This window comes from Kitasatospora sp. NPDC059160 (genome assembly GCF_042755465.1).
GTDB lineage: Bacteria > Actinomycetota > Actinomycetes > Streptomycetales > Streptomycetaceae > Kitasatospora.
The window spans coordinates 38,727-61,025 of the sequence record NZ_JBHZCN010000046.1 but is presented as its reverse complement, the minus strand read 5'-3'; the positions used below and the strand labels follow the sequence as shown (position 1 = coordinate 61,025).

At 73.0% G+C, this 22,299-nt stretch carries 17 protein-coding genes; 12 read left to right on the top strand and 5 right to left on the bottom strand.

From position 1 onward, the window contains the following. Positions 1 to 203 precede the first annotated feature (203 nt). From ACFXOZ_RS20890 to ACFXOZ_RS20865, 6 genes are all read left to right on the top strand, one after another. On the top strand, positions 204 to 836 hold the full coding sequence (locus tag ACFXOZ_RS20890; protein ID WP_380591923.1) for an alpha/beta hydrolase: 633 nt from the start codon (positions 204 to 206) through the stop codon (positions 834 to 836). 212 nt (positions 837 to 1,048) lie between these two features. After that, on the top strand, positions 1,049 to 2,593 hold the full coding sequence (locus tag ACFXOZ_RS20885) for an MFS transporter (protein WP_380591921.1): 1,545 nt from the start codon (positions 1,049 to 1,051) through the stop codon (positions 2,591 to 2,593). Positions 2,594 to 2,699: 106 nt separating this feature from the next. Further along, positions 2,700 to 3,089 carry an SCO5389 family protein gene (locus ACFXOZ_RS20880; protein WP_380407015.1) on the top strand — a complete coding sequence of 130 codons (390 nt, stop codon included), beginning with the start codon at positions 2,700 to 2,702 and terminating at the stop codon, positions 3,087 to 3,089. Positions 3,090 to 3,310: 221 nt separating this feature from the next. Next, on the top strand, positions 3,311 to 4,345 hold the full coding sequence (locus ACFXOZ_RS20875) for an LLM class flavin-dependent oxidoreductase (protein WP_380530278.1): 1,035 nt from the start codon (positions 3,311 to 3,313) through the stop codon (positions 4,343 to 4,345). Positions 4,346 to 4,501: 156 nt separating this feature from the next. Beyond that, positions 4,502 to 5,149: a hypothetical protein gene (locus ACFXOZ_RS20870; protein ID WP_380591919.1), complete on the top strand. Its 648-nt coding sequence runs from the start codon at positions 4,502 to 4,504 to the stop codon at positions 5,147 to 5,149. 241 nt (positions 5,150 to 5,390) lie between these two features. Further along, entirely contained in the window at positions 5,391 to 6,887 is a 1,497-nt protein-coding gene (locus ACFXOZ_RS20865) for a DUF2079 domain-containing protein (protein ID WP_380591917.1), read from the top strand. On the opposite strand, the gene ACFXOZ_RS20860 is transcribed toward ACFXOZ_RS20865, so the two are convergent. Beyond that, the gene (locus ACFXOZ_RS20860; protein ID WP_380591915.1) at positions 6,871 to 7,956 is read right to left on the bottom strand and encodes a glycosyltransferase; all 1,086 of its coding nucleotides are present in this window, start codon (positions 7,954 to 7,956) and stop codon (positions 6,871 to 6,873) included. The genes ACFXOZ_RS20865 and ACFXOZ_RS20860 overlap by 17 nt on opposite strands. A gap of 444 nt (positions 7,957 to 8,400) precedes the next feature. Here ACFXOZ_RS20860 and ACFXOZ_RS20855 point away from each other — a divergent pair, with 444 nt between their 5' ends. Together ACFXOZ_RS20855 and ACFXOZ_RS20850 are read left to right on the top strand one after the other, a co-directional pair. Beyond that, positions 8,401 to 9,645: a hypothetical protein gene (locus ACFXOZ_RS20855; RefSeq protein WP_380591913.1), complete on the top strand. Its 1,245-nt coding sequence runs from the start codon at positions 8,401 to 8,403 to the stop codon at positions 9,643 to 9,645. 197 nt (positions 9,646 to 9,842) lie between these two features. Next, the gene (locus ACFXOZ_RS20850; protein WP_380591911.1) at positions 9,843 to 10,484 is read left to right on the top strand and encodes a hypothetical protein; all 642 of its coding nucleotides are present in this window, start codon (positions 9,843 to 9,845) and stop codon (positions 10,482 to 10,484) included. A 49-nt stretch (positions 10,485 to 10,533) separates the two neighbouring features. Here the strand turns inward: ACFXOZ_RS20850 and ACFXOZ_RS20845 are convergent, their stop codons facing one another. Continuing rightward, positions 10,534 to 13,068: a collagenase gene (locus ACFXOZ_RS20845; protein WP_380591909.1), complete on the bottom strand. Its 2,535-nt coding sequence runs from the start codon at positions 13,066 to 13,068 to the stop codon at positions 10,534 to 10,536. Between the two features lie 330 nt (positions 13,069 to 13,398). On the opposite strand from ACFXOZ_RS20845, the gene ACFXOZ_RS20840 reads away from it, so the two are divergent. Continuing rightward, entirely contained in the window at positions 13,399 to 15,969 is a 2,571-nt protein-coding gene (locus ACFXOZ_RS20840; protein ID WP_380591907.1) for a collagenase, read from the top strand. 76 nt (positions 15,970 to 16,045) lie between these two features. On the opposite strand, the gene ACFXOZ_RS20835 is transcribed toward ACFXOZ_RS20840, so the two are convergent. Both ACFXOZ_RS20835 and murG read right to left on the bottom strand, forming a co-directional pair. Next, entirely contained in the window at positions 16,046 to 17,089 is a 1,044-nt protein-coding gene (locus tag ACFXOZ_RS20835; RefSeq protein WP_380530506.1) for a GDP-mannose 4,6-dehydratase, read from the bottom strand. Next, entirely contained in the window at positions 17,086 to 18,294 is a 1,209-nt protein-coding gene (gene murG / locus ACFXOZ_RS20830; protein ID WP_380530503.1) for an undecaprenyldiphospho-muramoylpentapeptide beta-N-acetylglucosaminyltransferase, read from the bottom strand. The genes ACFXOZ_RS20835 and murG overlap by 4 nt, the downstream gene beginning before the upstream one ends. A 72-nt stretch (positions 18,295 to 18,366) precedes the next feature. Between murG and ACFXOZ_RS20825 the strand changes: the two genes are divergently transcribed. Together ACFXOZ_RS20825 and ACFXOZ_RS20820 are read left to right on the top strand one after the other, a co-directional pair. Beyond that, positions 18,367 to 19,101, top strand: a complete 735-nt coding sequence (locus tag ACFXOZ_RS20825) for a response regulator transcription factor (RefSeq protein ID WP_380530500.1) — start codon at positions 18,367 to 18,369, stop codon at positions 19,099 to 19,101. Continuing rightward, positions 19,098 to 20,486: a sensor histidine kinase gene (locus ACFXOZ_RS20820; protein ID WP_380591905.1), complete on the top strand. Its 1,389-nt coding sequence runs from the start codon at positions 19,098 to 19,100 to the stop codon at positions 20,484 to 20,486. The genes ACFXOZ_RS20825 and ACFXOZ_RS20820 overlap by 4 nt, the downstream gene beginning before the upstream one ends. A 15-nt stretch (positions 20,487 to 20,501) precedes the next feature. On the opposite strand, the gene ACFXOZ_RS20815 is transcribed toward ACFXOZ_RS20820, so the two are convergent. Further along, on the bottom strand, positions 20,502 to 21,068 hold the full coding sequence (locus tag ACFXOZ_RS20815; protein ID WP_380530494.1) for a Uma2 family endonuclease: 567 nt from the start codon (positions 21,066 to 21,068) through the stop codon (positions 20,502 to 20,504). A 201-nt stretch (positions 21,069 to 21,269) separates the two neighbouring features. Between ACFXOZ_RS20815 and ACFXOZ_RS20810 the strand changes: the two genes are divergently transcribed. Further along, positions 21,270 to 22,277, top strand: coding sequence for an NADP-dependent oxidoreductase (locus ACFXOZ_RS20810; RefSeq protein WP_380591903.1), 1,008 nt, complete (start codon positions 21,270 to 21,272; stop codon positions 22,275 to 22,277). Positions 22,278 to 22,299: the final 22 nt, after the last annotated feature.

The following is a 22,299-nucleotide window of genomic DNA, read 5'->3' as shown; positions in this document are numbered from 1 at the left end:
GCCCGCCGGGCGCGGGGGTGCGCCATCGGCCGCCCTCCCGAGCCGCCGGATCATCCCGGCCTCTCTTCGGAGCCCGGTGGCCGAACGGATTGGATCCGGGCACTCCCTCCCCGGGTCCGCGGTGCCCGAGGGCCATCCGGAACGGTGCGGAGCACCGAATACCCGGTGCACCGACACCTCCTCGGCGGCGAACGGGAGGTCCCATGCCGCGCTCCTGGGAGCACCTACGGATCCACCACCGGCCTGCCGTGCCCGACGCCGGGGTGCTCCTGCTGCCGGGCGGCCGCGCGGACGGCCTCGCACCGCCCCGTCGCGTGAACCTGCCGGCCCTGCGGATGGCGCTGTTCGCCCGGGCCCTGCGCCGCGCCCTCCCGCGTGCCGTCGTCGCGTCCGTTCGCTACCGCCACCGCGGCTGGAACGGGTCCCGCGCCGATCCCGTGACCGACGCACGCTCCGCGCTGGTCGAGCTGGAGGGCCTCGCTCCGGGGGCTCCGCTGCTGCTGGTCGGCCACTCCATGGGGGCCAGGGCCGCCCTGGCCGCCGCCGGCCGCCCCTCGGTGGCCGGGGTGGTCGCGCTGGCCCCGTGGTGCCCGCCCGGCGATCCGGTGGGCCAGTTGAACGGCCGGCGGGTGCTCGTCCTGCACGACGGGGCGGACCGCGTCACCTCGGCCGCCCTGGCCTGGGAGTTCGCCCGTCGGGCCGCTGCTGCGGGGGCCGTCGTCGAGGCCGTTCCCATGGCCCGGGGCGGCCACACGATGGTGCGTGGCGCACGCGCATGGCACCGGCTGACCGCGGCGTTCGCGGCCGCGGTCCTGGGCGGCGCGAAGGTGTCGTAGCCGCCGGCCGAGCGCCGAGGGCCGCGCGGTGGAGACCCCGCATCGGCGCCACCGCGCGCCACCACCCGCCACCACCCGCCACCGTCCGAAAACAGACGGTTGTCGGTAATGAACGGTTGTGTTCCCTATCTCCCCGGGGCTACGGTCGGTGGTAGCGAACGGACTCCGTTCACCCATCGTCGTTCGACCCCACGCCATTGGGGGACCCTGCCATGGCAACCTCGCGCTCCCTGGCGCTCGCCCCTCCCGCGTCCGCACGACGCGGCCAGCACCCGGGGATAGCCCTCACCGTCATCGCGGCCACCCAGCTGATGGTGGTCCTGGACATCACGATCGTGAACATCGCCCTGCCGCACATCCAGCAGGCCCTGAGCTTCTCCACGACCAACCTGTCCTGGGTGATCAACGCCTACACGCTGACCTTCGGCGGGCTGCTGCTCCTCGGCGGGCGCGCGGGCGACATCCTCGGGCGCCGGCGGGTGTTCATCGTCGGCGTGCTGGTGTTCAGCTTCGCCTCGCTGCTCGGCGGCGTCGCCCAGTCCTCGTCCTGGCTGCTGGCGGCCCGGGCGTTGCAGGGCGTGGGCGGGGCGATAGCGTCGCCCACCGCGCTGGCGCTGATCGCCACCAACTTCAAGGAGGGCCCGGAGCGCAACCGGGCCTTCGGCGTCTACTCGGCCGTCGCCGGGGCGGGCGGGGCGGTGGGCCTGCTGCTGGGCGGCATGCTGACCTCCTGGCTGTCCTGGCGGTGGGTGCTGTTCGTCAATGTGCCGATCGGCATCGCGATCGCGCTGCTGGCGCCGCTCTACATCAACGAGTCGGAACGCCACCCCGGGCGCTTCGACCTGCCCGGCGCGTTCACCGCCACGGCGGGCATGGTCTCCCTGGTGTACGGCTTCATCCGGGCCTCCGACCACGGCTGGACGGACGCCGTCACCCTCACCTCCTTCGCCCTCGCGGTGGTGCTGCTGTCCGCGTTCGTCGTCAACGAGCGGCGGGTCCCGCAGCCGATCACCCCGCTGCACCTGCTGCGCGACCGCAACCGCTCCGGTGCGTACGGGCTGATGCTGTGCGTGGCCGCGACGATGTTCAGCATCTTCTTCTTCATCACCCTGTTCGTGCAGGAGATCCTCGGATTCAGCCCGCTGCGGGCCGGGTTCGCCTTCCTGCCGATCAGCGTGGCCATCGTCGGCGCCGCCCAGTTCGCGGCGCGCAACCAGATCCGGTGGGGCCCGAAGCCGTTCCTGGTCGCCGGGTCGGTGCTGGTCCTCAGCGGGGTGTTCTGGGCGACCCGGATCGACATCCACAGCACCTACGTCGGCGGGATCCTCGGACCGACGCTGCTGTTCGGCTTCGGGATGGGCTCGATCTTCGTCCCGGCGATGCTCACCGTCGTCTCGCACGTGGCCCCGCACGAGACCGGGGCGGCCACCGGCAGCCTCAACGCCATGCAGCAGGTGGGCGGTTCGCTCGGCCTGTCGATCCTGGTCACGGTGTACGGCACCGCCAGCCGCAACGAGGCCCGGCAGCAGGTCGGGGCGTTCCTGCGGGAGGCCACCCCGCAGCAGGCCCTCCGGCTCAGGGCGACCGGCACGCTCCCGGCGCCGTACTCCTCGAACGTCCTGGTGCACGGCATCACCAGCGCCTTCCAGATGGGCCTGGTCTTCGCGGCGCTGGCCGTCGTCATCGCGGTGTTCGTCATCAAGGTGCGGCCGGCCCCGGCGGCACCGGACGTCAGCCCTTCGGGGGGCGGTACTTGACAGGGCGTCGGGGCGTCCAGGACAGTCCTTAGCGCACATGGTTTTCATCTTCGTTAACCATTTCCCCGTGCGCGCCCCGGGCGCGCCCCCGCGAAAGAGGACCCCCATGTCGCTCGACGTCTCCCCCGCCCTGCTCGACCAGGCCCGCGACGGCCGCGTCGACCAGGCCGACTTCCTCGACACCGTCCGCGCCTCGCTCCCGTACGCCTACCAGGTCGTCGCCGGACTCAGCACCGAACTCTCCGACGGCGAGGCCGAGTTCACCACCGACAACACCACCCCCAGCGACGAGCAGCGGGCCCAGCTGCTGCGCGCCCTGGCCAGCAACGCCATCCGCGGCAGCCTGGAGGAGCACTTCGGCGTGAAGCTCGCCTTCGTCAACTGCCACCGCGTCGGCGCCTTCCGGCCCGGCTCCGAGGACAGCGCGGCGTACCGCGAGTTCACCTCGCTGCACAACCAGATCCGCAACCAGAGCCCGGAGCTGCGCAGCTGCTGACCGGCGCGCGGCCGGAACGGGCGCCCACCCGGCAGCGGATGGGCGCCCGTCCCGCGACGCACCGGTGCCCGTTGCGCCGTATTGCCCCGCATTGCCCCGTGTTACGGCCCGTTGTCCGGATCCCGCGCCGATCTTGTGGCACCGCGCGCGGTCTGCGTACGGTCGACGGGCACCACCCGTCCGGCCCTCCGGGGCCGCAAGACCCCCGCGGAGCCGCCACCATGCCGCCCTCCCCCCGCCCGCTGCGGAAACTCGGCTTCCTCACCATCGGCCTCTTCGACGAGGCGGACCCGCGCCGGGGCCACGAGTCCACCCTCGACCTGATCACCCTCGGCGAACGGCTCGGCTTCGACAGCGCCTGGCTGCGCCACCGCCACCTCCAGTTCGGGATCTCCTCCCCGGTCGCGGTCCTCGCCGCCGCCACCCAGCGCACCAGCCGCATCCAGCTCGGCACCGCCGTCACCCCGCTGGGCTGGGAGAACCCGCTGCGGCTCGCCGAGGACCTCGCCACGGTCGACCTGCTCTCCGGCGGCCGGCTCAACCCAGGGTTCAGCGTCGGCCCGCCCGTCCACTACGAGCACGTGCGCGGCGCGCTCTACCCCGACACCGGGGAGCACGAGGACTTCTCCCCCACCCGCGCCGAACGCTTCCTCTCCCTGGTCCGCGGCGAGGACGCCTCCGACTTCGCCGGCACCGAGGGCATCGAGGTGTACTCACGCCGGGTCCAGCCGCACTCCCCCGGCCTCGCCGACCGGCTCTGGTACGGCGCGGGCAGCCTGCGCTCGGCCCGCTGGGCCGGCGAACAGGGGCTCAACCTGCTGACCAGCAGCGTGGTCAAGCCCGAACCCGGCGACGACGCACCGGACTTCGCCGCCATCCAGGCCGAGCAGATCCGCGCCTTCCGGGCCCACCACCCCGACGGCGAGCGCGCCCGGGTCTCCCAGGGCCTGGTGGTCGTCCCCACCGACGGCGCCACCCCCGAACAGCGCGCCAGGTACCAGGCCTACGCGCTCTCCCGCACCCCGCGCACTCTCACCCCGCAGGGCCCGAACCGGCTGCTCTTCGCCCCCGACCTGGTCGGCAGCTCGGCCGAACTCGCCGAACGCCTGCACGCCCACGCCGGCTTCCGGGAGGTGGACGAGGTCGCCTTCGCGCTCCCGTTCGACTTCGAGCCCGAGGACTACACCCAGATCCTCACCGACCTCGCCACCCGCCTCGGCCCGGCCCTCGGCTGGACCCCGCCGACGGCCGGGTAGCACGGCCGGTCGGCACAGCCGGGCCGAGCGGCGGGTCCAGTGGGCCGGCCGGAGGTTCCACGACCTCCGGGAGGCGAGCCGCAACCGCCCCCCGGCCCGGCACGTCCCAGCGGATACGAACGGCCCACCGGCCGGACGACACCACTGGGGGGAACCATGATCGAACCACGGGACGCCGCACCCGCGCCGTCCGCCCCGCAGACCTGCCCCGGCTGCGCCCGGACCGACCAGGTCCGCAGTGTTCCGGCCGTCCACCTCGCGGGCCGGAAGACGGTCACCGTCCACTCCCGGGACAACGACGGCAAGCTCCGGACCGGCACCCGGGAGGTCACCAGCCCGCTCGCCCGGGCCCTGGCGCCCGCCCCGGAGAAGCGCCCCGAGCGCGTCCCGGCCGTCCTCGGCGTCCCCGCCCTGTTCGCGGCGGGGTTCCTGTACTTCGTCGCCGACTCACAGAGCAGGTACGAGGACTCCAGCGCCAAGATGCTCGCCGGATCCTCCCTCGCCCACCTCTCGGACTCCTCCGGATCCGACTCCTTCTACCTGTTCTCCGGGATCGCGTTCTGCCTCGCGCTCGCGCTGTTCGCCACGGCCGCGCTGCTCTGGGCCAGGAGCAACCGCGAACTCGCCGGCCGCCCGCAGGCCGAGCGGCTGTGGGCCACGGCCTGGTACTGCGCCCGCTGCGGGACCGCCCACTTCCCGCCCACCGCCGGACAGGGTGCGGGCGCGGTCACCCTCCCGGAGTTCCGGCGCCGGGTCTGGACGGCGGGCGGGTACGGCCACCTGGTGGACCGGTACCGCGACTGACGTCGGCCCGGGGCCCGGAAGGGTGTGCGCGGGCGGGCGGACCAGCCGGGCCGACGCGGCGCCTGCGGCCGATCGGTTGATTCTGCGCTGCGCGTGACAGCCCTTCCCCGCCGGTGCCGAAGCGTTGCTGACATCTTGTTGGGCGGCGCTCCCGGTGCGCCGCTGCCGGTGTGCCGCTCGCGGTGCGTCGTCCGCGGTGCACCGGGAGCGGCTTCGGCAGCGGCCTCCGGAAGGTGTGATCATGCAGGCGCCTCTCACCGACAGCACCGTGGACCGTCCGCCGCGGCAGTCCGGCCCCGGGGAGCGGGCCACCCGCCCGTACCTGCTGCCGCCGGTCGTCGGCAGCGCATGGTGGGTCTGGGGGCTGGCGGGAGCGCTCTTCGCCGTCTACACGACGCTGTCCGTGCGGATCCACGAGCGGATGCTCTCCAACAGCTACGACCTGGGCATCTTCGAGCAGGTGGTCCGCTCCTACGCGGACGGGCACCTGCCCGTCTCCGAGTTGAAGGCACCCGGCTTCCCCGTGCTGGGGGACCACTTCTCCCCCGTGCTGGCCCTGGTCGCCCCGTTCTACTGGGTCTGGCGCACCCCCGTGACGCTGCTCGTGGTGCAGGCCGCCCTGGTCGCCGTCGGCATGGTGCCGCTGGTCCTCTGGGCCCGGCGCAGGCTGGGCTCGGGGCCCGCCGCGGTGGTCGGGCTCTGCTACGGCCTGTCCTGGGGGGTCGCCAGCGCGATCGGCTTCGACTTCCACGAGGTGGCCTTCGCCGTCCCGCTGCTGGCCTTCTCGCTGGCCGCGCTCGCCGAGGGCCGGCTGCGCGCCGCGGCCTGCTGGGCGCTGCCGCTGCTGCTGGTGAAGGAGGACCTCGGGCTGACGGTGGCGGTGATCGGCCTGCTGATCGCCCGGCGGGGCGGCCGGCGGCTGGGGCTCGGCACGGCCGCGGCCGGGGTGGCCGGGTCGCTGCTCGCCGTGCTGGTGGTGCTGCCGGCCTTCAACCCGGGCGGGGACTTCGCCTACTGGTCGTACGTGAGCGGCCGGGGGGACGGCTCGGGCGGCGGTCCGGGCGGTGCGGACACCCTCGTGGCGGGCCTGCTGTACAAGGGGACGATCGGTCTGATCACCCCCGAGGCCAAGGCGACGACGCTGCTGTTCGTGCTGGCCGTCACGGTGTTCCTGGCGCTGCGGTCCTCGTTGGCCTGGGTCGCGGTGCCGACGCTGGTGTGGCGCTTCCTCTCGACCAACGCGTTCCACTGGGGCACGGGCTACCACTACTCGCTGGTGCTGATGCCGATCGTCTTCGCCGCCCTCGTCGAGGCCCTGGCCGCCCGGCGGGCGCGGCCGGGCAGCGTACGGCGCCACCTGCTGGGCACGGCGGCGGTCTGCCTGCTGCTGCTGCCGCAGTTCCCGTTCTGGCAGCTGGTCCAGCCGGCCACCTGGCGGAGCGACCCGCGGCTCGCCGTCGCCCACCGGCTGATCGACCGCATCCCGGACGGCGCCACCGTCCAGGCCTCCACGCTGCTGGTGCCCCAGCTCACCGACCGCACCACCGTCGGCCTGTTCGGCTGGGAACCCAGCCGGCCCGACCCGGAGTGGATCCTCGTGGACACCTGGACGCTGTGGAACAAGCGCTGGCCGCTGACGCCCGAGATCGAGCGGAACCGGCTGAACTGGCACCGCGCGCACGGCTACCGCGACGTCGCCGACCTGGACGGCTACGTGCTGCTCACCCGGACCGGCTGAGCACCCCCGGAGCGGACGCCGACACCGCCTGCTCCGCGAACCTCCGGTTGGCCACGGTCTGTTCGCGGTAGGGGCGGGGCAGCTCCGCGATCGCGAGCAGCCGGTCGCAGGCGGCCAGCGAGCCCCGCGCGTCACCGACCCAGTACGCGGTGATCGAGTACTCGAAGAGCAGCCCCCAGCGGTACACCCAGGGCTCGGTGAACAGCCAGTCGTTCGGCAGGCCGCGGTCCAGCCCCGCCCGGGCGAACGCGTGCGCGGCCTGGTAGCGGCCCATCCGGCGCAGCCGGGACGCGAGTTGGTAGCAGGCCTCCAGGCGCCCCGGGCGGCTCTCCCAGGCGCGCAGCAGCGCGTCCATGGCGGACGGCCAGTCACCGCCGGTCTCCGCGGTCAGCACGCCGACCTGGAGCAGCGCGTAGTAGACCTCCTCCGGCCAGCCGCCCATCCCGGCCCGCCGCCGGTACAGCTCGATCGCCTCGGCGGTGCGTCCGAGGTCGCGCATGGTCTGGGCGAGGTAGAAGACCGCGCGGGAGTTGCCGGGGTCGCGCTCCAGGTCCGCCCGCAGCAGCCGGGCGTCGCGTTCGAACTTGTCGGACCGGGAGCCGCCGTCCGCGAAGTGCTCGATGACCAGCGCGTCGAGCTCGGCCGAGCGGTCCGGCTGGTCCGGCCGCTCCGTCGTCAGGTACTCGTGGGTCGCCCCCTCGTAACGCCAGTCGACGGTGCCGCGCACCAGCCGCTTGATCCGGTACTCCAGGTCGGCGGCGTGGCGTACCAGGTAGGAGTCGGCGGTCAGCTCGGGGAGCGGCCCTTCCTGCCGCACCACCATGTCGGCGTCGATCAGCAGCAGGTAGTCGGCCTTGCCGCGGGCGTGCCGGATGTTGAGCGTCCGGTTGTGGCCGAAGTCCGTCCAGGGCTCCTCGTGCAGCTCGCCGGGGATCCCGGCCAGCGCACGGCGGATCAGCTCCTGGGTCCCGTCGGTGGACCCGGTGTCGGAGATCACCCAGGTGTCGACCAGGCCGCGGACCGAGGCGAGACAGCGCTCGATGACCGCCGCCTCGTCCTTGACGATCATGCACAGGCAGACGGTGGGCCTCCGGCCGGGCGCCCGGGACGGGGCTGCACCGGAACGGGAAGCGTCGGATCGGGTCACAACGGCCTCTCGGAGTGGGCGGGAGGGCGGCGGGCCCGGTCGGGCACGCACCGGGACGCGCATCGCGGTGGTGATGCTATTTCGGGCCCGTTCGTCCCCCGTGCTCCCACACGGGTCAGGCCAACGGGTTCGGGCCGTCCGGGTGATCGCAGTGCGCCGCGTTGATGACATTCCGGTCCCGTCGACGCCGGAAGCGACTGCGCCGCCCGGATCAATGGCGGACACCGGGCGGGCCGCATCGTCCCGCCGTCCCCGACGAGTGAGGAGTACCGGGTGTCATCACGCGGATCACGGATCCCGAGACCGGCGGTGCCGCACCGCCGCAAACAACGCGCGGCGGGTGCCGCACTGCTCATCACGGCCATCATGTCGACCAGCGGCACCACGTTCGCCGCCGGGATCCACAGCTACCTCCCGCAGCCGAGCCAGCAGAAGCACGGCGACCACGGCGAGGAGCACTGTCCGCCGGGCCAGCAGGAGGTGTGGGGCGAGGAGCAGCCCCAGGACGGGGGCGAGCCGACGCCCGAGGGCGGCCGGCAGACGGGTGACGGCGTCCACGCGCCGGCGTTGCAGCAGTCCGGCCCGGGTTGGTCCCTCCGCGGCGACGGCGACGGCAACGGCGAGGAGCACGGAGACGGGGGCCACGACGGCCATCACGGCCACCTGATCGGGTGCGTGGGGCCGACCGGACCCACCGGCCCGACCGGTCCTGCGGGCGAAACCGGCCCGACCGGACCGACCGGCCCTGCGGGCGAGGGCGTCACCGGGCCGACGGGTCCGACCGGACCTACCGGACCGACGGGGCCGACCGGGCCGACCGGCGCCACGGGCAACACCGGCGCAACCGGGGCCACCGGGGCCACCGGGCCGACGGGAGCCACGGGCAACACCGGCGCCACGGGCGCCACCGGGCCGACGGGACCGACGGGGGCTGCGGGCAACACCGGGGCCACCGGGCCGACCGGACCGACCGGTGCCACGGGCAACACCGGACCCACGGGACCGACCGGACCGACGGGACCCACCGGCAACACCGGCGCCACCGGGCCGACCGGACCGACAGGCCCCACCGGGGCCACCGGCAACACCGGGCCGACGGGTCCGACCGGACCGACCGGACCGACCGGAGCCACCGGCAACACCGGGGCCACCGGCCCGACCGGCCCGTGCATGTCCATCGACACCGTCACCCACGGCATGGTGCTCTACACCGGCGTGGTCAAGAACGGCACCGTCCAGGTCGGCAGCGCGCCGCTCAACGGCCCGAACGCCGACCTGACCACCTGGTCGACCCCGCCCGCGCTCCCGCTGGGGGCCGCCCCCGCCTGCGGTGTGGCCGTGTCGGACCACGGCAACCAGATCTCCGTGGAGACCATCACCACCGACGGCACGGTGTACCGGACCTTCTGCCGGTTCGCGACCGCGGACGGCAGCACCCCGGTGGACTGCGTGACCGGCAACCCGGGGTGGACGGCGATCACCAACCAGCCGGCCAGACTCCAGTCCGGTGCCCCGCCGTTCGGCACCGAGGCGCAGCGGCGTTCCGGCGACACCGGGCCGACGCGGTCGATCAAGGTGCTCTGGGAGCCGTACGTCCGCCGTACCTCCTGACCCGACCGGTCCCCACCGCCTCCACCTGCACACCCGTCCCCGCCCCCGTCCACCGGGTCGGGGACGGGCGTCGGGCTCCGGGCTCCGGGCTCCGGGCACAGCGGGAGGGCCGACCGAAGCCCCTCCCGGTGGACGGCGTCCGGGCGGCCTGCGGGATCATGGCGGCCGCTGCCCCGCCCCGCCCGCGAAGGACCACCGTGAAGAGACCGTTCGGCCCGCTGACCTACACCTCCGCGGAGTGCGCCGAGGAGTCCGAGGCGTTCGCCGCCACCGCGAGCGGCGGTGAGCGGCTCGATGCGCTCGTCGACGCGGCGGTGTACTGGACCGACGCGGGGTCCTGCGCCCGGGCGTTGGCCCTGCTCGACGAGGTGGCGGCGGCCCGCACCGGGGGCCTCGCCGCCGAGGACGACCCCGGGCTGGACCGGATGCTGGCGCTGTACGCCTTCACCCTCCACACCGCGGGCCGCGGCGAGGAAGCCCGGGACGCCTTCACCGCCGCCGAGGCGTACGCCCGCGGCTCCGGTGACTGGTACGCCTTCGAGGACCTCGCCGACCACTTGGCCGGGGCCGGGCAGGACGAACGGGCCGTCCGGCACTGGACCACCGCGCTCGACCTGCTGCTCCCGGAGGCCGCCGACCCGCCGGCCGCCCGGGACCACGGCGCCCAGGAACACGGCGGCTGGGACCACGCCGCCCGGGAGCGCGCCGTCCACCGGATCCGCGCCGAGCGCCGCGGGGCCCGCGCCCGGCTCGGCCTCCCCTCCGACGCGCACGACCTCGCCCCGTCGCCCGGGCCCCGGCGCGGACTGTTCGACCGGCTGCTCAGGCGCGGCAGTTGACGGGCGGTGGCCCGGAGCGGGTGCTCCGGGCCACCGTGCGGAGTGCGGGTCAGTACTGGGTGGTGATGGTCACCCCGCTGAAATCGGTCTGGGCGTAGAGGCTGATGTAGCGGTAGCCGGCCGTGGTGTTGGTGACGGTCAGGCTCTGGTTGGTGGTGCCGTTGGTGGTCGAGCCGGTGGTGTAGGCGCTCGGGGTGGCCCAGGTGTCGGGGTTGTAGAGCAGGTACGCGGTGCCGGTGCCGCCGGAGCTGGACACCTTCAGCGTGGTGGTCCCGGCCGGCAGGTAGATGTAGTAGTAGGCCAGGTTGCCGGCGGTGGCGGACTGGTTGGTGCGGGAGCAGTTCTTGTCCAGCACCCGGGCGTCGGCGGCGGTGCAGCCGCTGAGGCTGCCGACGGTGACGGACTGGGTGACGGTGTTGGTCTTCCCGTTGCCGTCGGTCACCGTGAGGCTGACGTCGTAGCTGCCGGCCGCGGTGTAGCTGTGGGAGGGGTTGCGGCTGGTGGAGGTGGCGCCGTCGCCGAAGTTCCAGGCCCAGGAGGCGATGGAGCCGCCGGACTCGGTCGACTGGTCGGTGAACTGGACGGCCAGGCCGGTCGGGGCGGCGCTGAACGCGGCGGTCGGGGCGCCGCCGACCTCGCAGGCGCCGGCGGCGCAGGCGTCCAGCCAGGCGTTGAACTCGGCGTCGTAGGCGGTGCCGATCGAGTTGTAGGTCGCGTAGCCGCCGGTGTAGTCACCGGTGCGGAAGTGGCCCAGCATGTTCTGGATGACGTCCGGGTGCTTCTCGGCCATGAAGCGGACGGCCAGGTAGCCCCACGGGTAGGTGCGGGTGGTGTCGCTGTTGTCGTAGGTGTTCTGGAAGAGCGTGCTGAGCGCGTAGGTGTGCTTGGGCGCCTCGGCCATCGCCCCGGTGTCGGTGACGTTCCGGTAGCTGTAGGACACGTACTCGGCGACGCCCTCGATCCACCAGACGTCCGGTACGGATATCTGCTGGTTGAAGTCGCCCTTCATGTCGAGGCGGCCGTCGAGGGCGTGGGTGTACTCGTGGTTGAGGTTCCAGACGCCCGCGGTGAAGCCGTCGTCGCCGTTCTGGTAGGTCAGCGAGATCGGCTGGTTGCCGGGGGCGGTCGGGTCGCCGATCAGGGTGATGCCGCCGTTGTTGGTGCTGACGCCGTAGATGCCGCCCGCGTAGGTCTGGTAGTCCTGCGGGGAGGCGAACACCACCATCTGCAGCGAGTTCTCGTACTGGCCGGCGATCGGGCCGCTGTCCTTGACCAGCTTGTGGAAGAACGGGTCCTGGTTCTGCAGGCTGGCGCAGACGGCGGCCAGGTCGGCGGCGGTGAGGCTCTGCGCCAGGAGGGTGTGGGTGGCGTCGCAGGTGTGGCTGACCGGCAGGGCGGCGGCCTTGAGCTGGTCCGGCAGGTTGCAGACGCCGTAGTAGGAGCAGTTCGCCTTGTCGTAGAAGGCGGCCATGCCGGCGACGCCGACCCAGAGCGACGCGGTGGGGCCGGTGATCGAGGAGACGTCCATCAGGCCCTTGATCAGCGGGCGGACGGTGCCGACCAGGGCGGGGTGCTCGATGTACCGGGCCGTCTCCAGGCCCGCGTTGGAGGCCAGGAAGGAGTTGGTGCCGCCGAGCATGCTCCGGTGGTCGAGCGCGAAGCGGTCGAGGGTGTTGATGATGCCCGGGTCGGCGGTGACGGCCGCGACGTAGTCGGCGTTCTGGTGGCCGCGGAAGATCGGGGTGTACACGCTGTTGGCGAAGTTCACCATGTACCAGGACGCGTCCCACGAGCTGGTGTACGCGTTCAGCACCCGCTGGTAGGTGCCGAGGTAGTGGGCCTGGAGGTTGGCGCTGTCGGTGAGGATCATCGCCTGGCCCGCGACCTGGCCGTTGCCGTCGTTGACGTCCAGGAAGTGCGGGCTCGCCACCAGGGCGTCCAGCGCGGCCTGGACGGCGGCGGTGAGCGTCGCGTCGTAGCCGCCGACGTCGCCCGGGCGGTAGTACTGCACGTAGTAGCCGGCCTGGAGGAAGTAGCCCAGCTGGTAGATGCCGGTGGAGTTGTCGCCGGTGTACGAGGCGGCGGCGCTCCTGAGCCCGTTGGCGACCGCGAGCATCTGGCTCTGCTGGAACACCCCGTGGGCGTCGCCGCCGGTGAGGCGGAAGAGCGAGCTGATGCAGTCCACGGACGAGCCCTGGATGAAGGCCACCAGGTCGGAGCCGCTCCGGCCGCTGAAGTCGGCGGGGGTGCAGGAGGTGGCGGCCAGGGCCTTGGCGAGCTTGGGAGCCGGGGCCTTGGGCGCTGCCGACTGCGGTGAGCGGGGCGGGAGTTGGGCGGGGGCGAGGCGGCCGGCCTGGGTCTGGGCGTGGGTGTCGAGACCGAAGGCGGTGCCGGTGGGGGGCGTCCCGTCGGGGTGGGTGGAGCGGGTGGCCTGCCCGGGGGCCTGAGCGGCGGCGGGGCTCGCCTGGGCGCCGGCCTGCGCCGTGGGGGCGGCGAGGCTCGGGGCGGCGGCGAGGCCGGTGAGGGCTGTGCTCGCGGCGGCGAGCACCGCGAGCGCACGGGGTAGCCGGAGTCGGTGACGCATCGTCACTCCTTGCTGGGGGGTGTGGGGGTGGGCCTCGGGCAGCTGCTGCCGAGGCCGTCGCCTGGCACCGTGCCACGGTTGCCGCACCACAATCAATAGGGTGTGACATGTCACTTTGATTCGTGCACCCGAGCTTCGGACGCGAAGCACAGGAGCCGGTGGAACGGCTGACAGCGGCGGTTCGCGAGGCCCTGTGAGGACCCTTGCGATGACATATAACCTGTGACATTGTTCTGACCCTGATTCCGGTGACAGGTCACACGTCAACTCCCCCTCAGCCTCGTGGCCGACGCCGCGTCACCTCCCCCACCTCAGGACAAGGACACCGCAGTGCGTCTGCGCCAATCCCTTCCGCTCCTGGTGGCCGCCGCTCTCGCCGGCCCCGCCACCCTGCTCCCGACCCCTGCCCTCGCCGCGTCCCCGGCGCCGGTCGCCGCCGCGGCCCCCGCCTCGACCTCGGCGGTCCCGGGCCGGGCCCCGACCGCGCCGAAGCCGTTCGGCGCCGAGACGGCCGCCCCGTCCTCCTCCGAGCAGCTCGGCCGCACGGCCGCCCCGCTCCCGGCGGACCAGCTCGGCCAGGCCCTCCAGCCGACCGGCACGGCCGTCCGGTCCGCCCCGCAGTCGAAGTCCGCCGCCGCGGCCCAGCACGCGCTGACCGCCCAGGCGCCCGCCGCGGCCGGCTGCGCGCCCTCGGACTTCGGCAGCCGCAGCGGCGCCGGCCTGGTCTCCTTCGTCCAGGCCTCGACCACGGACTGCGTCAGCACGCTGTTCAACGTCACCGGCAGCGACGCGGCCGCCGTCTTCAAGCAGTCGCAGATGCTCGCCGTCGCCAACGCCTTCAAGGCCCAGGCCGCGAACTACTCCGGCGACAACTCCGCCAACCTCCTGCAGCTGGTGCTCTTCCTGCGGGCCGGCTACTACGTCCAGTCCAACAACGCGGGCACCGTCGGGCCCTACGACGCCTCGCTCACCGGCGCCGTCAAGGGCGGTCTCGACGCCTTCTTCGCGGGCTCGCACTGGAAGGACGTCAGCGACGCCAACGGCACCGTGCTCAACGAGGTGCTGGTCCTCACCGACAGCGCCAACATCCAGGGCCAGTACCTGAAGGTCTACCAGCAGGTCCTGAACGGCTACGACAACGGCTACAACGCCTTCCCGAAGATGGTGAAGGCCGTCAACGCCGTGCTGTACGCGCCGTTGTGGCGGGCCAACTGGAACCCGGACTACGTCAGCGCGATCGGCGCCGACCCGAGCGTGATCACCGCGCTGGCGAACTTCGCGCAGAAGCACAAGGACCTGCTCGGCACCGCCAACCAGTTCCTCGACGTCAACGCCGGCAACGACCTCGCCCGCACCGCCGGCGACGGCGGCTCCGTCGCGGCCTTCACCCGCCCGCTGGTCAAGCAGCTCCTCGACAGCACCCCGGTCACCGGCAGCACCGGCCCGCTGTACGTGTACACCGCGTACAACGCCAACCAGTACGACAGCACGCAGTGCTCCACCTACGGCACCTGCGACCTCCCCGGCAAGCTCACCGCCGCCGTGCTGCCCAACACCCTCGTCTGCGACAACCGCACCATCCGCACCGAGGACCTCACCCCCGCCGAGCTGGCCACCGTCTGCGCGAGCCTGCGCGGCGAGGACACCTTCTTCCACAACCTGGTCAAGGACGACGGCCCGATACCCGGCCAGTACGGCAAGAGCATCACCCTCGCCGTCTTCGCCAACCGGGACGACTACCTGACCTACTCCTGGGCGATCTACAACAACTCCACCGACAACGGCGGCCAGACCGTCATGGACGTCACCGACCCCAACAACAAGCCCGTGTCGGTGATGTACAAGAAGTCCTACATCGACGGCTTCCCGGCCAACGTGTGGAACCTCAACCACGAGTACACCCACTACCTCGACAACATCTACGACATGAAGGGCAACTTCGGCACCGAGATCTCCGTCCCGGACATCTGGTGGATCGAGGGCGTCGCCGAGTACGAGTCGTACACCTACCGCGGCACCACCGACACCCAGGCGATGGCCGAGGCCGCCACGCACCGGTACAAGCTGAGCACCGTCTTCCAGAACACCTACGACAACTCGGACACGGTGCGCACCTACCCGTGGGGCTACCTGGCCGTGCGGTACATGGTCGAGAAGCACCCGGACGTCATCCAGAACATGCTCGGCCACTTCCGCACCGGCGACTACCAGGGCGGCTACGCCGTCTACAACGGCCTCGGCACCTCCTACGACGCCGACTTCGACACCTGGCTGAACGCCTGCGCCGCCGGCGCCTGCTACGCGGACGGCCCGACCGCGCTCTTCGACCAGTCGGTCAACGGCGCCACCGTCACCCTCACCGACAAGTCCGTGGAGACCAACTCCCCGGCCTCGCTTGCTTCCTGGCACTGGACCTTCGGTGACGGCAGCAGCTCCGAGGACCGCAACCCGGTCCACACCTACGCGGCCGCCGGCACCTACACCGTCAACCTGACCGTCACCGACAGCGCCGGCAAGTCCACCAGCACCCCGACCTCGGTCACCGTCACCACCGGCGGCACCACCACCCTGCCGACCTGCACCGACCCGCGAACCGACGCCCTCGGCCAGAACTGCTCCCGGCCGAACCAGGCCCGCACCGCCGGGAACCTGGACTACTTCTACGTCTACCTGCCGGCCGGCACCAGCACCTTGAAGGTCTCCACCTCCGGCGGCACCGGCACGGCTGCCCTGTACTACAACGCCGACACCTGGGCCTCCCCCAGCGCCCACACGGCCGCCTCCACCAACCCGGGCACCACCCAGAGCCTGACCGTCACCAACCCGGCGGCCGGCTACCGGTACGTCAGCCTGTACGCCACCACCGACTTCAGCGGGGTGACGGTCAGCACCCAGTTCTGAGCCGGCACTTCGGCGAACCGCCCGAGCGGCGCAACCCCGGTGAGGGGCGCGCCGCTCGGGCCGTCGGCGTCGGTCCTCAGACCGCGTAGCGCTTCGGGTCGAACAGGTGGAGGTGCTCGGCCACCCAGGCCGAGGTCTTGGCCAGCCCCTCCTCCAGCGGGACCTCCGGCCGCCAGCCCGACCAGGTACGGGCCCGGGAGTTGTCGGACAGCAGCCGGTGCACCTCGCTGCCGGCCGGGCGCAGCCGGGCCGGGTCGACCGTGATCTCGACGTCGGTACGGCCGGAGGCGGCGATCAGCGCGCCCGCCAGGTCGCCGATCGAGACCTCGTGCCCGGTCCCGAGGTTCACCGCCTCGCCGACCGCGCGGTCGCAGTCGGCCAGGGCGAGGAAGCCCTCGGCGGTGTCCGTGACGTAGGTGAAGTCCCGGGTCGGGGTCAGCGAGCCCATCCGCAGCTCCCTCACCCCGGAGTGGAGTTGGGCGAGGATCGCGGGGATCACGGCGCGGGCGGACTGGCGCGGGCCGTAGGTGTTGAACGGCCGGACCACGGTGACCGGCAGGTCGAAGGCGTGGTGGAAGCTCAGCGCCATCATGTCGGCCCCGATCTTCGAGGCGGAGTACGGGGACTGGGGCTGCAACGGGTGGTCCTCGCCGATCGGCGCGCGCAGCGCCGTTCCGTAGACCTCGCTGGTCGAGGTGTGCAGGACCCGCCGCACGCCGTGCCGCCGCGCCGCCTCCAGGACGTTCTGGGTGCCGACGACGTTGGTGTGCACGTAGGCGCCCGGGGAGTCGTAGCTGTACGGGATCCCGATCAGCGCCGCCAGGTGGAACACCGTGTCGCAGCCCGCCACGGCGTCCGAGACCCGGCCCGCGTCGCGGACGTCGCCGGCCAGCATCTCGACCCGGTCGCTGCCCAAGTGGGCGGCGAGGTAGCCGCGTTCGGCGTACGGCTTGTAGTGGACCAGGGCGCGGACCCGGGCGCCGCGGGCGACGAGCAGGTCGACCAGGGTCGAGCCGATGAAGCCTTCGCCGCCGGTGACCAGGACGGTGCGGTCGGCCCAGGCGGTGGTGGTGTCGGTGGTGGCGCCGACGGTGGTCATGCCGGTGGTGGTGGCGGTCATTCGGCGAGCTCCGTTTCGATGGTGCGGATCGGGGTCGGGTTCGGGATCGGGGCCGGCATCCCGGCCGGGCCGCCGGAGCGGCCGGCCAGGCGGCGGACCCAGTCGGCCAGCAGGTCGGCGGCCCGCGCGTGGGTCCCCCCGGTGGCGGCGGCGCCCATGGCGGCCAGCCAGGAGGGGTCGGCCAGCAGCGGGTCGAGCACGGCGGCCAGGGAGTCCGCGTCGGTGGACTCGTCGCGCAGGATCCGCGCCGCCCCCGCGTCGGCGAGCACCTTGGCGTTGTGGAACTGGTGGTCGCCGGGCGCGTGCGGGTACGGCACCAGCACGGCGGGCACCCGGACGGTGGCGAGCTCGGCCACGGTCGCCGCCCCGGCCCGGCAGACCACGACGTCACTGGCGGCGTAGGCGAGGTCCATCCGGTCCAGGTACGGCACCGCCTCGGCGACGGCGTCCCCGCCGACGGCGGCGAGCCGCAGCCGGGTGTCGTCCAGGGCCTGCGGGCCGGTCTTGATCAGCAGCCGGACGTCCGTCCGGCCGCGCCAGCGTTCGGCCAGGCCGAGCGCGGCCTCGGTCAGCCGGCGCGCGCCGAGGCTGCCGCCGTTGAACAGCACCAGCCGCGCGCCGGGCGGAACACCCAGCCGGTGGCGGGCCTCGGCACGCTCGGCCTGCCGGTCCAGCCGGGCGACCGCACCGGTGAGCGGCATGCCGACGGTGACCGCCCGGTGTCGGCGCGCCTTCGGCAGGTGCTCCCTGGTCTCGTCGAAGGCGAGCGCGATCTGCGGGGTGAGCCGCGCGGCGAAGGCGTTGGCCCGCCCCGGCACGGCGTTCGACTCGTGGATCAGACTGGGCAGTCCGGCCATCCGGGCGGCCAGCACGGCCGGCGCGGAGGCGTACCCGCCCATCCCCACCACGACCTGCGCCCGCTGCTCCTCGACCGCCCGCTGCGCCTGCTTGGCGGCGCGGACCAGGTCCGCCGGCAGCAGGAAGCGCCGGGCACCGAGCGAGGGGTCGAACGGGATCATGTCGACGGTGTGCAGCCGGTAGCCCGCCTCGGGGACCAGCCGGGTCTCCAGGCCCCGCGTGGTGCCCACGAACGAGATCACGGCGTCGGGGTCGGTCTTCCGCAGGGCCTCCGCCAAGGCCAGGCCCGGGTAGATGTGGCCGCCGGTGCCGCCGGCACCGATCACGACCGAGAGTGGTGTGTCCATGGCTCACCACCGTGGCGGGCCGGCCTAAGAGGCCTTTAAGAGAATGCGCGCCTTCGCCCGCTATCTTTCGGTATGCCCCGAACGGGCAGGGGTCGTACGAGGAGCGGAGGGTCGGCGGTGCGGATTCTGGTGGCGGACGATGACCAGGAGGTGCGGGAGGCCGTGGCCGACGGACTGACCGTCGAGGGCTACGAGGTGGTCACCGCGGTCGACGGGCACGACGCCCTGGCAAAGATCGCCTCCCACGAGCCCGACGCGGTCGTCCTCGACGTGATGATGCCGGTCCTCGACGGCCTCGCCGTCTGCCGCCAGCTGCGGGCCCTGCACGACCGCACCCCGGTCCTGGTGCTGACCGCGCGGGACAACATCGACGACCGCGTCGACGGGCTGGACGCCGGCGCCGACGACTACCTCGTCAAGCCCTTCGCGCTGGCGGAGCTCACCGCCCGGCTGCGCGCACTGCTGCGCCGCGCCGCCCTCGACGCGCCCGGCGCCGAGGCCGACGCCGAACTGCGCTACGCCGACCTCGTCCTGGACCCGCGGACCCGCACCGGGCACCGCGGCTCCCGCCGGCTGGAGTTCAGCCGCACCGAGGCGACCCTGCTGGAACTGCTGCTGCGGCACGCCGGGCAGGTGCTCACCCGCGAGACCCTGCTGGAGCGGGTCTGGGGGCAGGACTTCGGCCCCGAGTCCAACTCCCTCGCCGTGTACGTCGGTTACCTGCGCCGCAAGCTGGAGGCGGGCGGCGAACCGCGCCTGGTGCACACCGTGCACGGCGTCGGCTACCGACTGGCCGCGGGCTCGTGACCCTCCGCGTCCGGCTCGCGGTGGCGACCGCCCTGGCCGTCGCCACCGTCGCCCTCGGCCTCAGCTGGGCCGCCTTCGCGGTGATCCGCTACGAACTGACCCACCAGCTGGAGCTGGAGCTCACCCAGGCCGCCACCGTCGCCGTCCAGCAGCAGGGCAACGAACCGCCGGGCGTGCTCTCCGGGCAGTGCCGCTACCTGGCCGCCCCGGCCTGCACCCAGGTCGTCCCGGCCGACCCGGCCCGCGACCCCCGCACGGCCGTCGCCCCGTACCTGTTCCCGGTCACCCCGGCCGTGCGCGAGGTCGCCGCCGGGCGGCGCTCCGCCTATTTCAGCACCGCCACCGTCGCCGGCTTCCCGGCCCGGATGCTGGTCACGCCGTTCCGGGGCGGCACCGCGCTCCAGGTCGTACTGCGCTCGGACGGCGTGGACCGCGCCGTACGGCAGTCCGCGGCCGCGTTCGCCGGGCTCGGCGGCGCCGGGGTGCTGGCGGCCGGGTTCCTCGGCTGGTGGGCCTCCCGGACCGGCCTGCGCCCGGTGACCCGGCTCACCGCCACGGTCGAACGGATCACCGCCACCGGCGACCCCCACCACCGGATCACCTCCCACGCGGCCACCGGCCGCCGCCGGGACGAGGTCACCCGGCTCGGCGAGAGCTTCGACACCATGCTCGACGCGCTGGAACGCTCGGTCACCGCCCAGCGCCGACTGGTCTCCGACGCCTCGCACGAGCTGCGCACCCCACTCACGGCGCTGCGCACCAACGCCGAACTGCTGGCCCGCGGCGACCGCCTCACCGACGCCCAGCGCGAACGGGCCGCCACCGCGCTGGGGCGGCAGCTGCGCGAGGTCACCGGCATGGTCAACGACCTGGTCGAACTCGCCCGGGACGAGGAGCCCCAGGCCCTGGTCGAGCGGTTCCGCCTGCTGCCGCTGGTCGAACACGCCGTCACCTCGGCGCGCGGGCACTGGCCGGGCCAGGAGTTCACCCTCACCGTCGGACCGGGCGCCGACGGGGCGGTCGTGCCGGGCGTCCCCGCCCGGCTGGTGCGGCTGCTGGGGAACCTGCTCGACAACGCCGCCAAGTTCGGCGCCGGACGCGGGCCGGTGGAGGTCCGGGTGGCCCTGGCCGGCGACGGCGCCGACACCCTGGAGGTGTCCGTCCGCGACCACGGCCCGGGCATCGCCGCCGAGGACCTCCCGTACGTCTTCGACCGCTTCTACCGCTCCGACACCGCCCGCCGCCTCCCCGGCTCCGGCCTCGGCCTCGCCATGGCCCGCCAGATCGCCCGCGCCCACGGCGCCGACCTCATCGCCCGCGAGGTCCCGCCGCACCACGGCACCGGCGCCTGCTTCGTCCTCACCGGCCTGCCGGTCGGCCCCTGAGGCGGGCAGGCCGGGTCAGAACCTGCTGGTGTCGAGGTCCACCTCGAAGGGCTCAGGAAGCCTCACCGGCACACCGAACGGGTGCGGGCCCTCCACCCGGGTGTAGCCCAACTCCCCTGGCTGGGAGAACAGCGTGCAGGCTCCCTCCTGACGGTCCACCAACAGATAGAGCGGAGCACCAAACTGCGCGTAACGACGGCGCTTCACAGTCCGGTCGGTGTCAGCGTTCGACGGCGAGGTCACCTCGACAACCAGCAGCGTCTGGTCCGGCAGCAGGGCACCCTCCGACTCGAAGAGCTCCTCCGGCAGGACGGCCATGTCAGGCAGGTAGAAATTCTGCGTGCCCGGCAGATCGAGATTGCCTGAACCCGCCAACAAGCCCAACTCATCCATTCGGCGGCCGAGCTGCTTGCCGATCAGGGCGGTGGCGCGCTCATGCGCCCAGGACGGCGACACGGGGGTGATGACTCCCTCGATGATCTCGACGCGTTCACCCGCAATGTGCTGAATTGCGTACTTCAGAGCCTGCTCCGGGTTCGGCACATGGCTGTAGTCGCCAGGACCGATCTGCGCTGTGCTCACTTGCTGTTCTCCTCTCCGGCGCTGGTTTCCGCGCTCGGGGGCTGCCCAGCGGAAACACTACAGAGCGTTCCGGCCTTCACCCCGCCGCGTCACCAGTTCGAGTGAACCGGTTTCGGACGATCCCTGGCCAGATGACTAAGCGCTTGCTTAGAATCGGCACCTGTCCTCTTCCGCCGTGCGAGTACGCCCCCAGGAGTCGTCATGACCGACGTCAACCGTCAGATCCGCCTTGCCCGTCGACCGGTCGGGGAGGTGCGGCCGGAGGACTGGGCGTACGGGGAGGAGCCGGTGGGGGTGCCCGGGGACGGGGAGTTCCTGGGGCGGGCGCGGTACGTGTCGCTGGACCCGGCGATGCGCGGGTGGCTGGACGACCGGCCGTCGTACCTGCCGCCGGTGGGGCTGGGCGAGGTGATGCGGGCCGGGGCAGTGGCCGAGGTGGTCGCGTCCAACCACCCGAAGTTCCGGGTCGGCGACCACGTGGTGGGCTCCTTCGGGGTCCAGGACTACGCGGTGTCGGACGGCAAGGGGGTGGTCAAGGTCGATCCCGCGCTGGCCCCGCTGTCCACCTACCTCGGGGCGCTCGGGATGCCCGGGATGACCGCCTACTTCGGGCTGCTGGAGGTCGGCGCGCTCAAGGAGGGCGAGACCGTGGTGGTCTCCGGCGCGGCCGGGGCGGTCGGCACGATGGTCGGGCAGATCGCCAAGGTGAAGGGCTGCCGGGTGGTCGGGATCGCCGGCGGGCCGGAGAAGTGCGCGCTGCTGACCGAGGAGCTCGGCTTCGACGCGGCCGTCGACTACCGCGCCGAGGACGTCCGCAAGGCCCTGCGCACCCACGCCCCGGACGGCATCGACGTCTACTTCGACAACGTCGGCGGCCCGATCCTGGACGCCGCGCTGACCAGGCTGGCGATGCACGCCCGGGTGGTGGTCTGCGGCGCGATCAGCCAGTACAACAACGAGGACTCGGTGCAGGGCCCGTCCAACTACCTGTCGCTGCTGGTGCGGCGGGCCCGGATGGAGGGCTTCGTGGTGTTCGACTACGCCCGCCGGTACGCGGAGGCGGCGGCCGAGATCGCGGGCTGGATCGGCGAGGGCCGGATCAAGGTGCAGGAGCACCTGGTCGAGGGCACGGTCGCGGACTTCCCGGCGACCCTCGGGATGCTCTTCCGCGGGGAGAACACCGGCAAGCTGGTGCTGGGCCTGTCCTGAACCGCGGACGCCGGAGGCGCCC

Bases quoted from the DNA above. Each gene is read 5' to 3' on its own strand.
- ACFXOZ_RS20890 (WP_380591923.1), top strand. From the start codon at position 204: ATGCCGCGCTCCTGGGAGCACCTACGGATCCACCACCGGCCTGCCGTG.
- ACFXOZ_RS20885 (WP_380591921.1), top strand. From the start codon at position 1,049: ATGGCAACCTCGCGCTCCCTGGCGCTCGCCCCTCCCGCGTCCGCACGA.
- ACFXOZ_RS20880 (WP_380407015.1), top strand. From the start codon at position 2,700: ATGTCGCTCGACGTCTCCCCCGCCCTGCTCGACCAGGCCCGCGACGGC.
- ACFXOZ_RS20875 (WP_380530278.1), top strand. From the start codon at position 3,311: ATGCCGCCCTCCCCCCGCCCGCTGCGGAAACTCGGCTTCCTCACCATC.
- ACFXOZ_RS20870 (WP_380591919.1), top strand. From the start codon at position 4,502: ATGATCGAACCACGGGACGCCGCACCCGCGCCGTCCGCCCCGCAGACC.
- ACFXOZ_RS20865 (WP_380591917.1), top strand. From the start codon at position 5,391: ATGCAGGCGCCTCTCACCGACAGCACCGTGGACCGTCCGCCGCGGCAG.
- ACFXOZ_RS20860 (WP_380591915.1), bottom strand. From the start codon at position 7,956: ATGATCGTCAAGGACGAGGCGGCGGTCATCGAGCGCTGTCTCGCCTCG.
- ACFXOZ_RS20855 (WP_380591913.1), top strand. From the start codon at position 8,401: ATGTCGACCAGCGGCACCACGTTCGCCGCCGGGATCCACAGCTACCTC.
- ACFXOZ_RS20845 (WP_380591909.1), bottom strand. From the start codon at position 13,068: ATGCGTCACCGACTCCGGCTACCCCGTGCGCTCGCGGTGCTCGCCGCC.
- ACFXOZ_RS20835 (WP_380530506.1), bottom strand. From the start codon at position 17,089: ATGACCGCCACCACCACCGGCATGACCACCGTCGGCGCCACCACCGAC.
- murG (WP_380530503.1), bottom strand. From the start codon at position 18,294: ATGGACACACCACTCTCGGTCGTGATCGGTGCCGGCGGCACCGGCGGC.
- ACFXOZ_RS20825 (WP_380530500.1), top strand. From the start codon at position 18,367: ATGCCCCGAACGGGCAGGGGTCGTACGAGGAGCGGAGGGTCGGCGGTG.
- ACFXOZ_RS20810 (WP_380591903.1), top strand. From the start codon at position 21,270: ATGACCGACGTCAACCGTCAGATCCGCCTTGCCCGTCGACCGGTCGGG.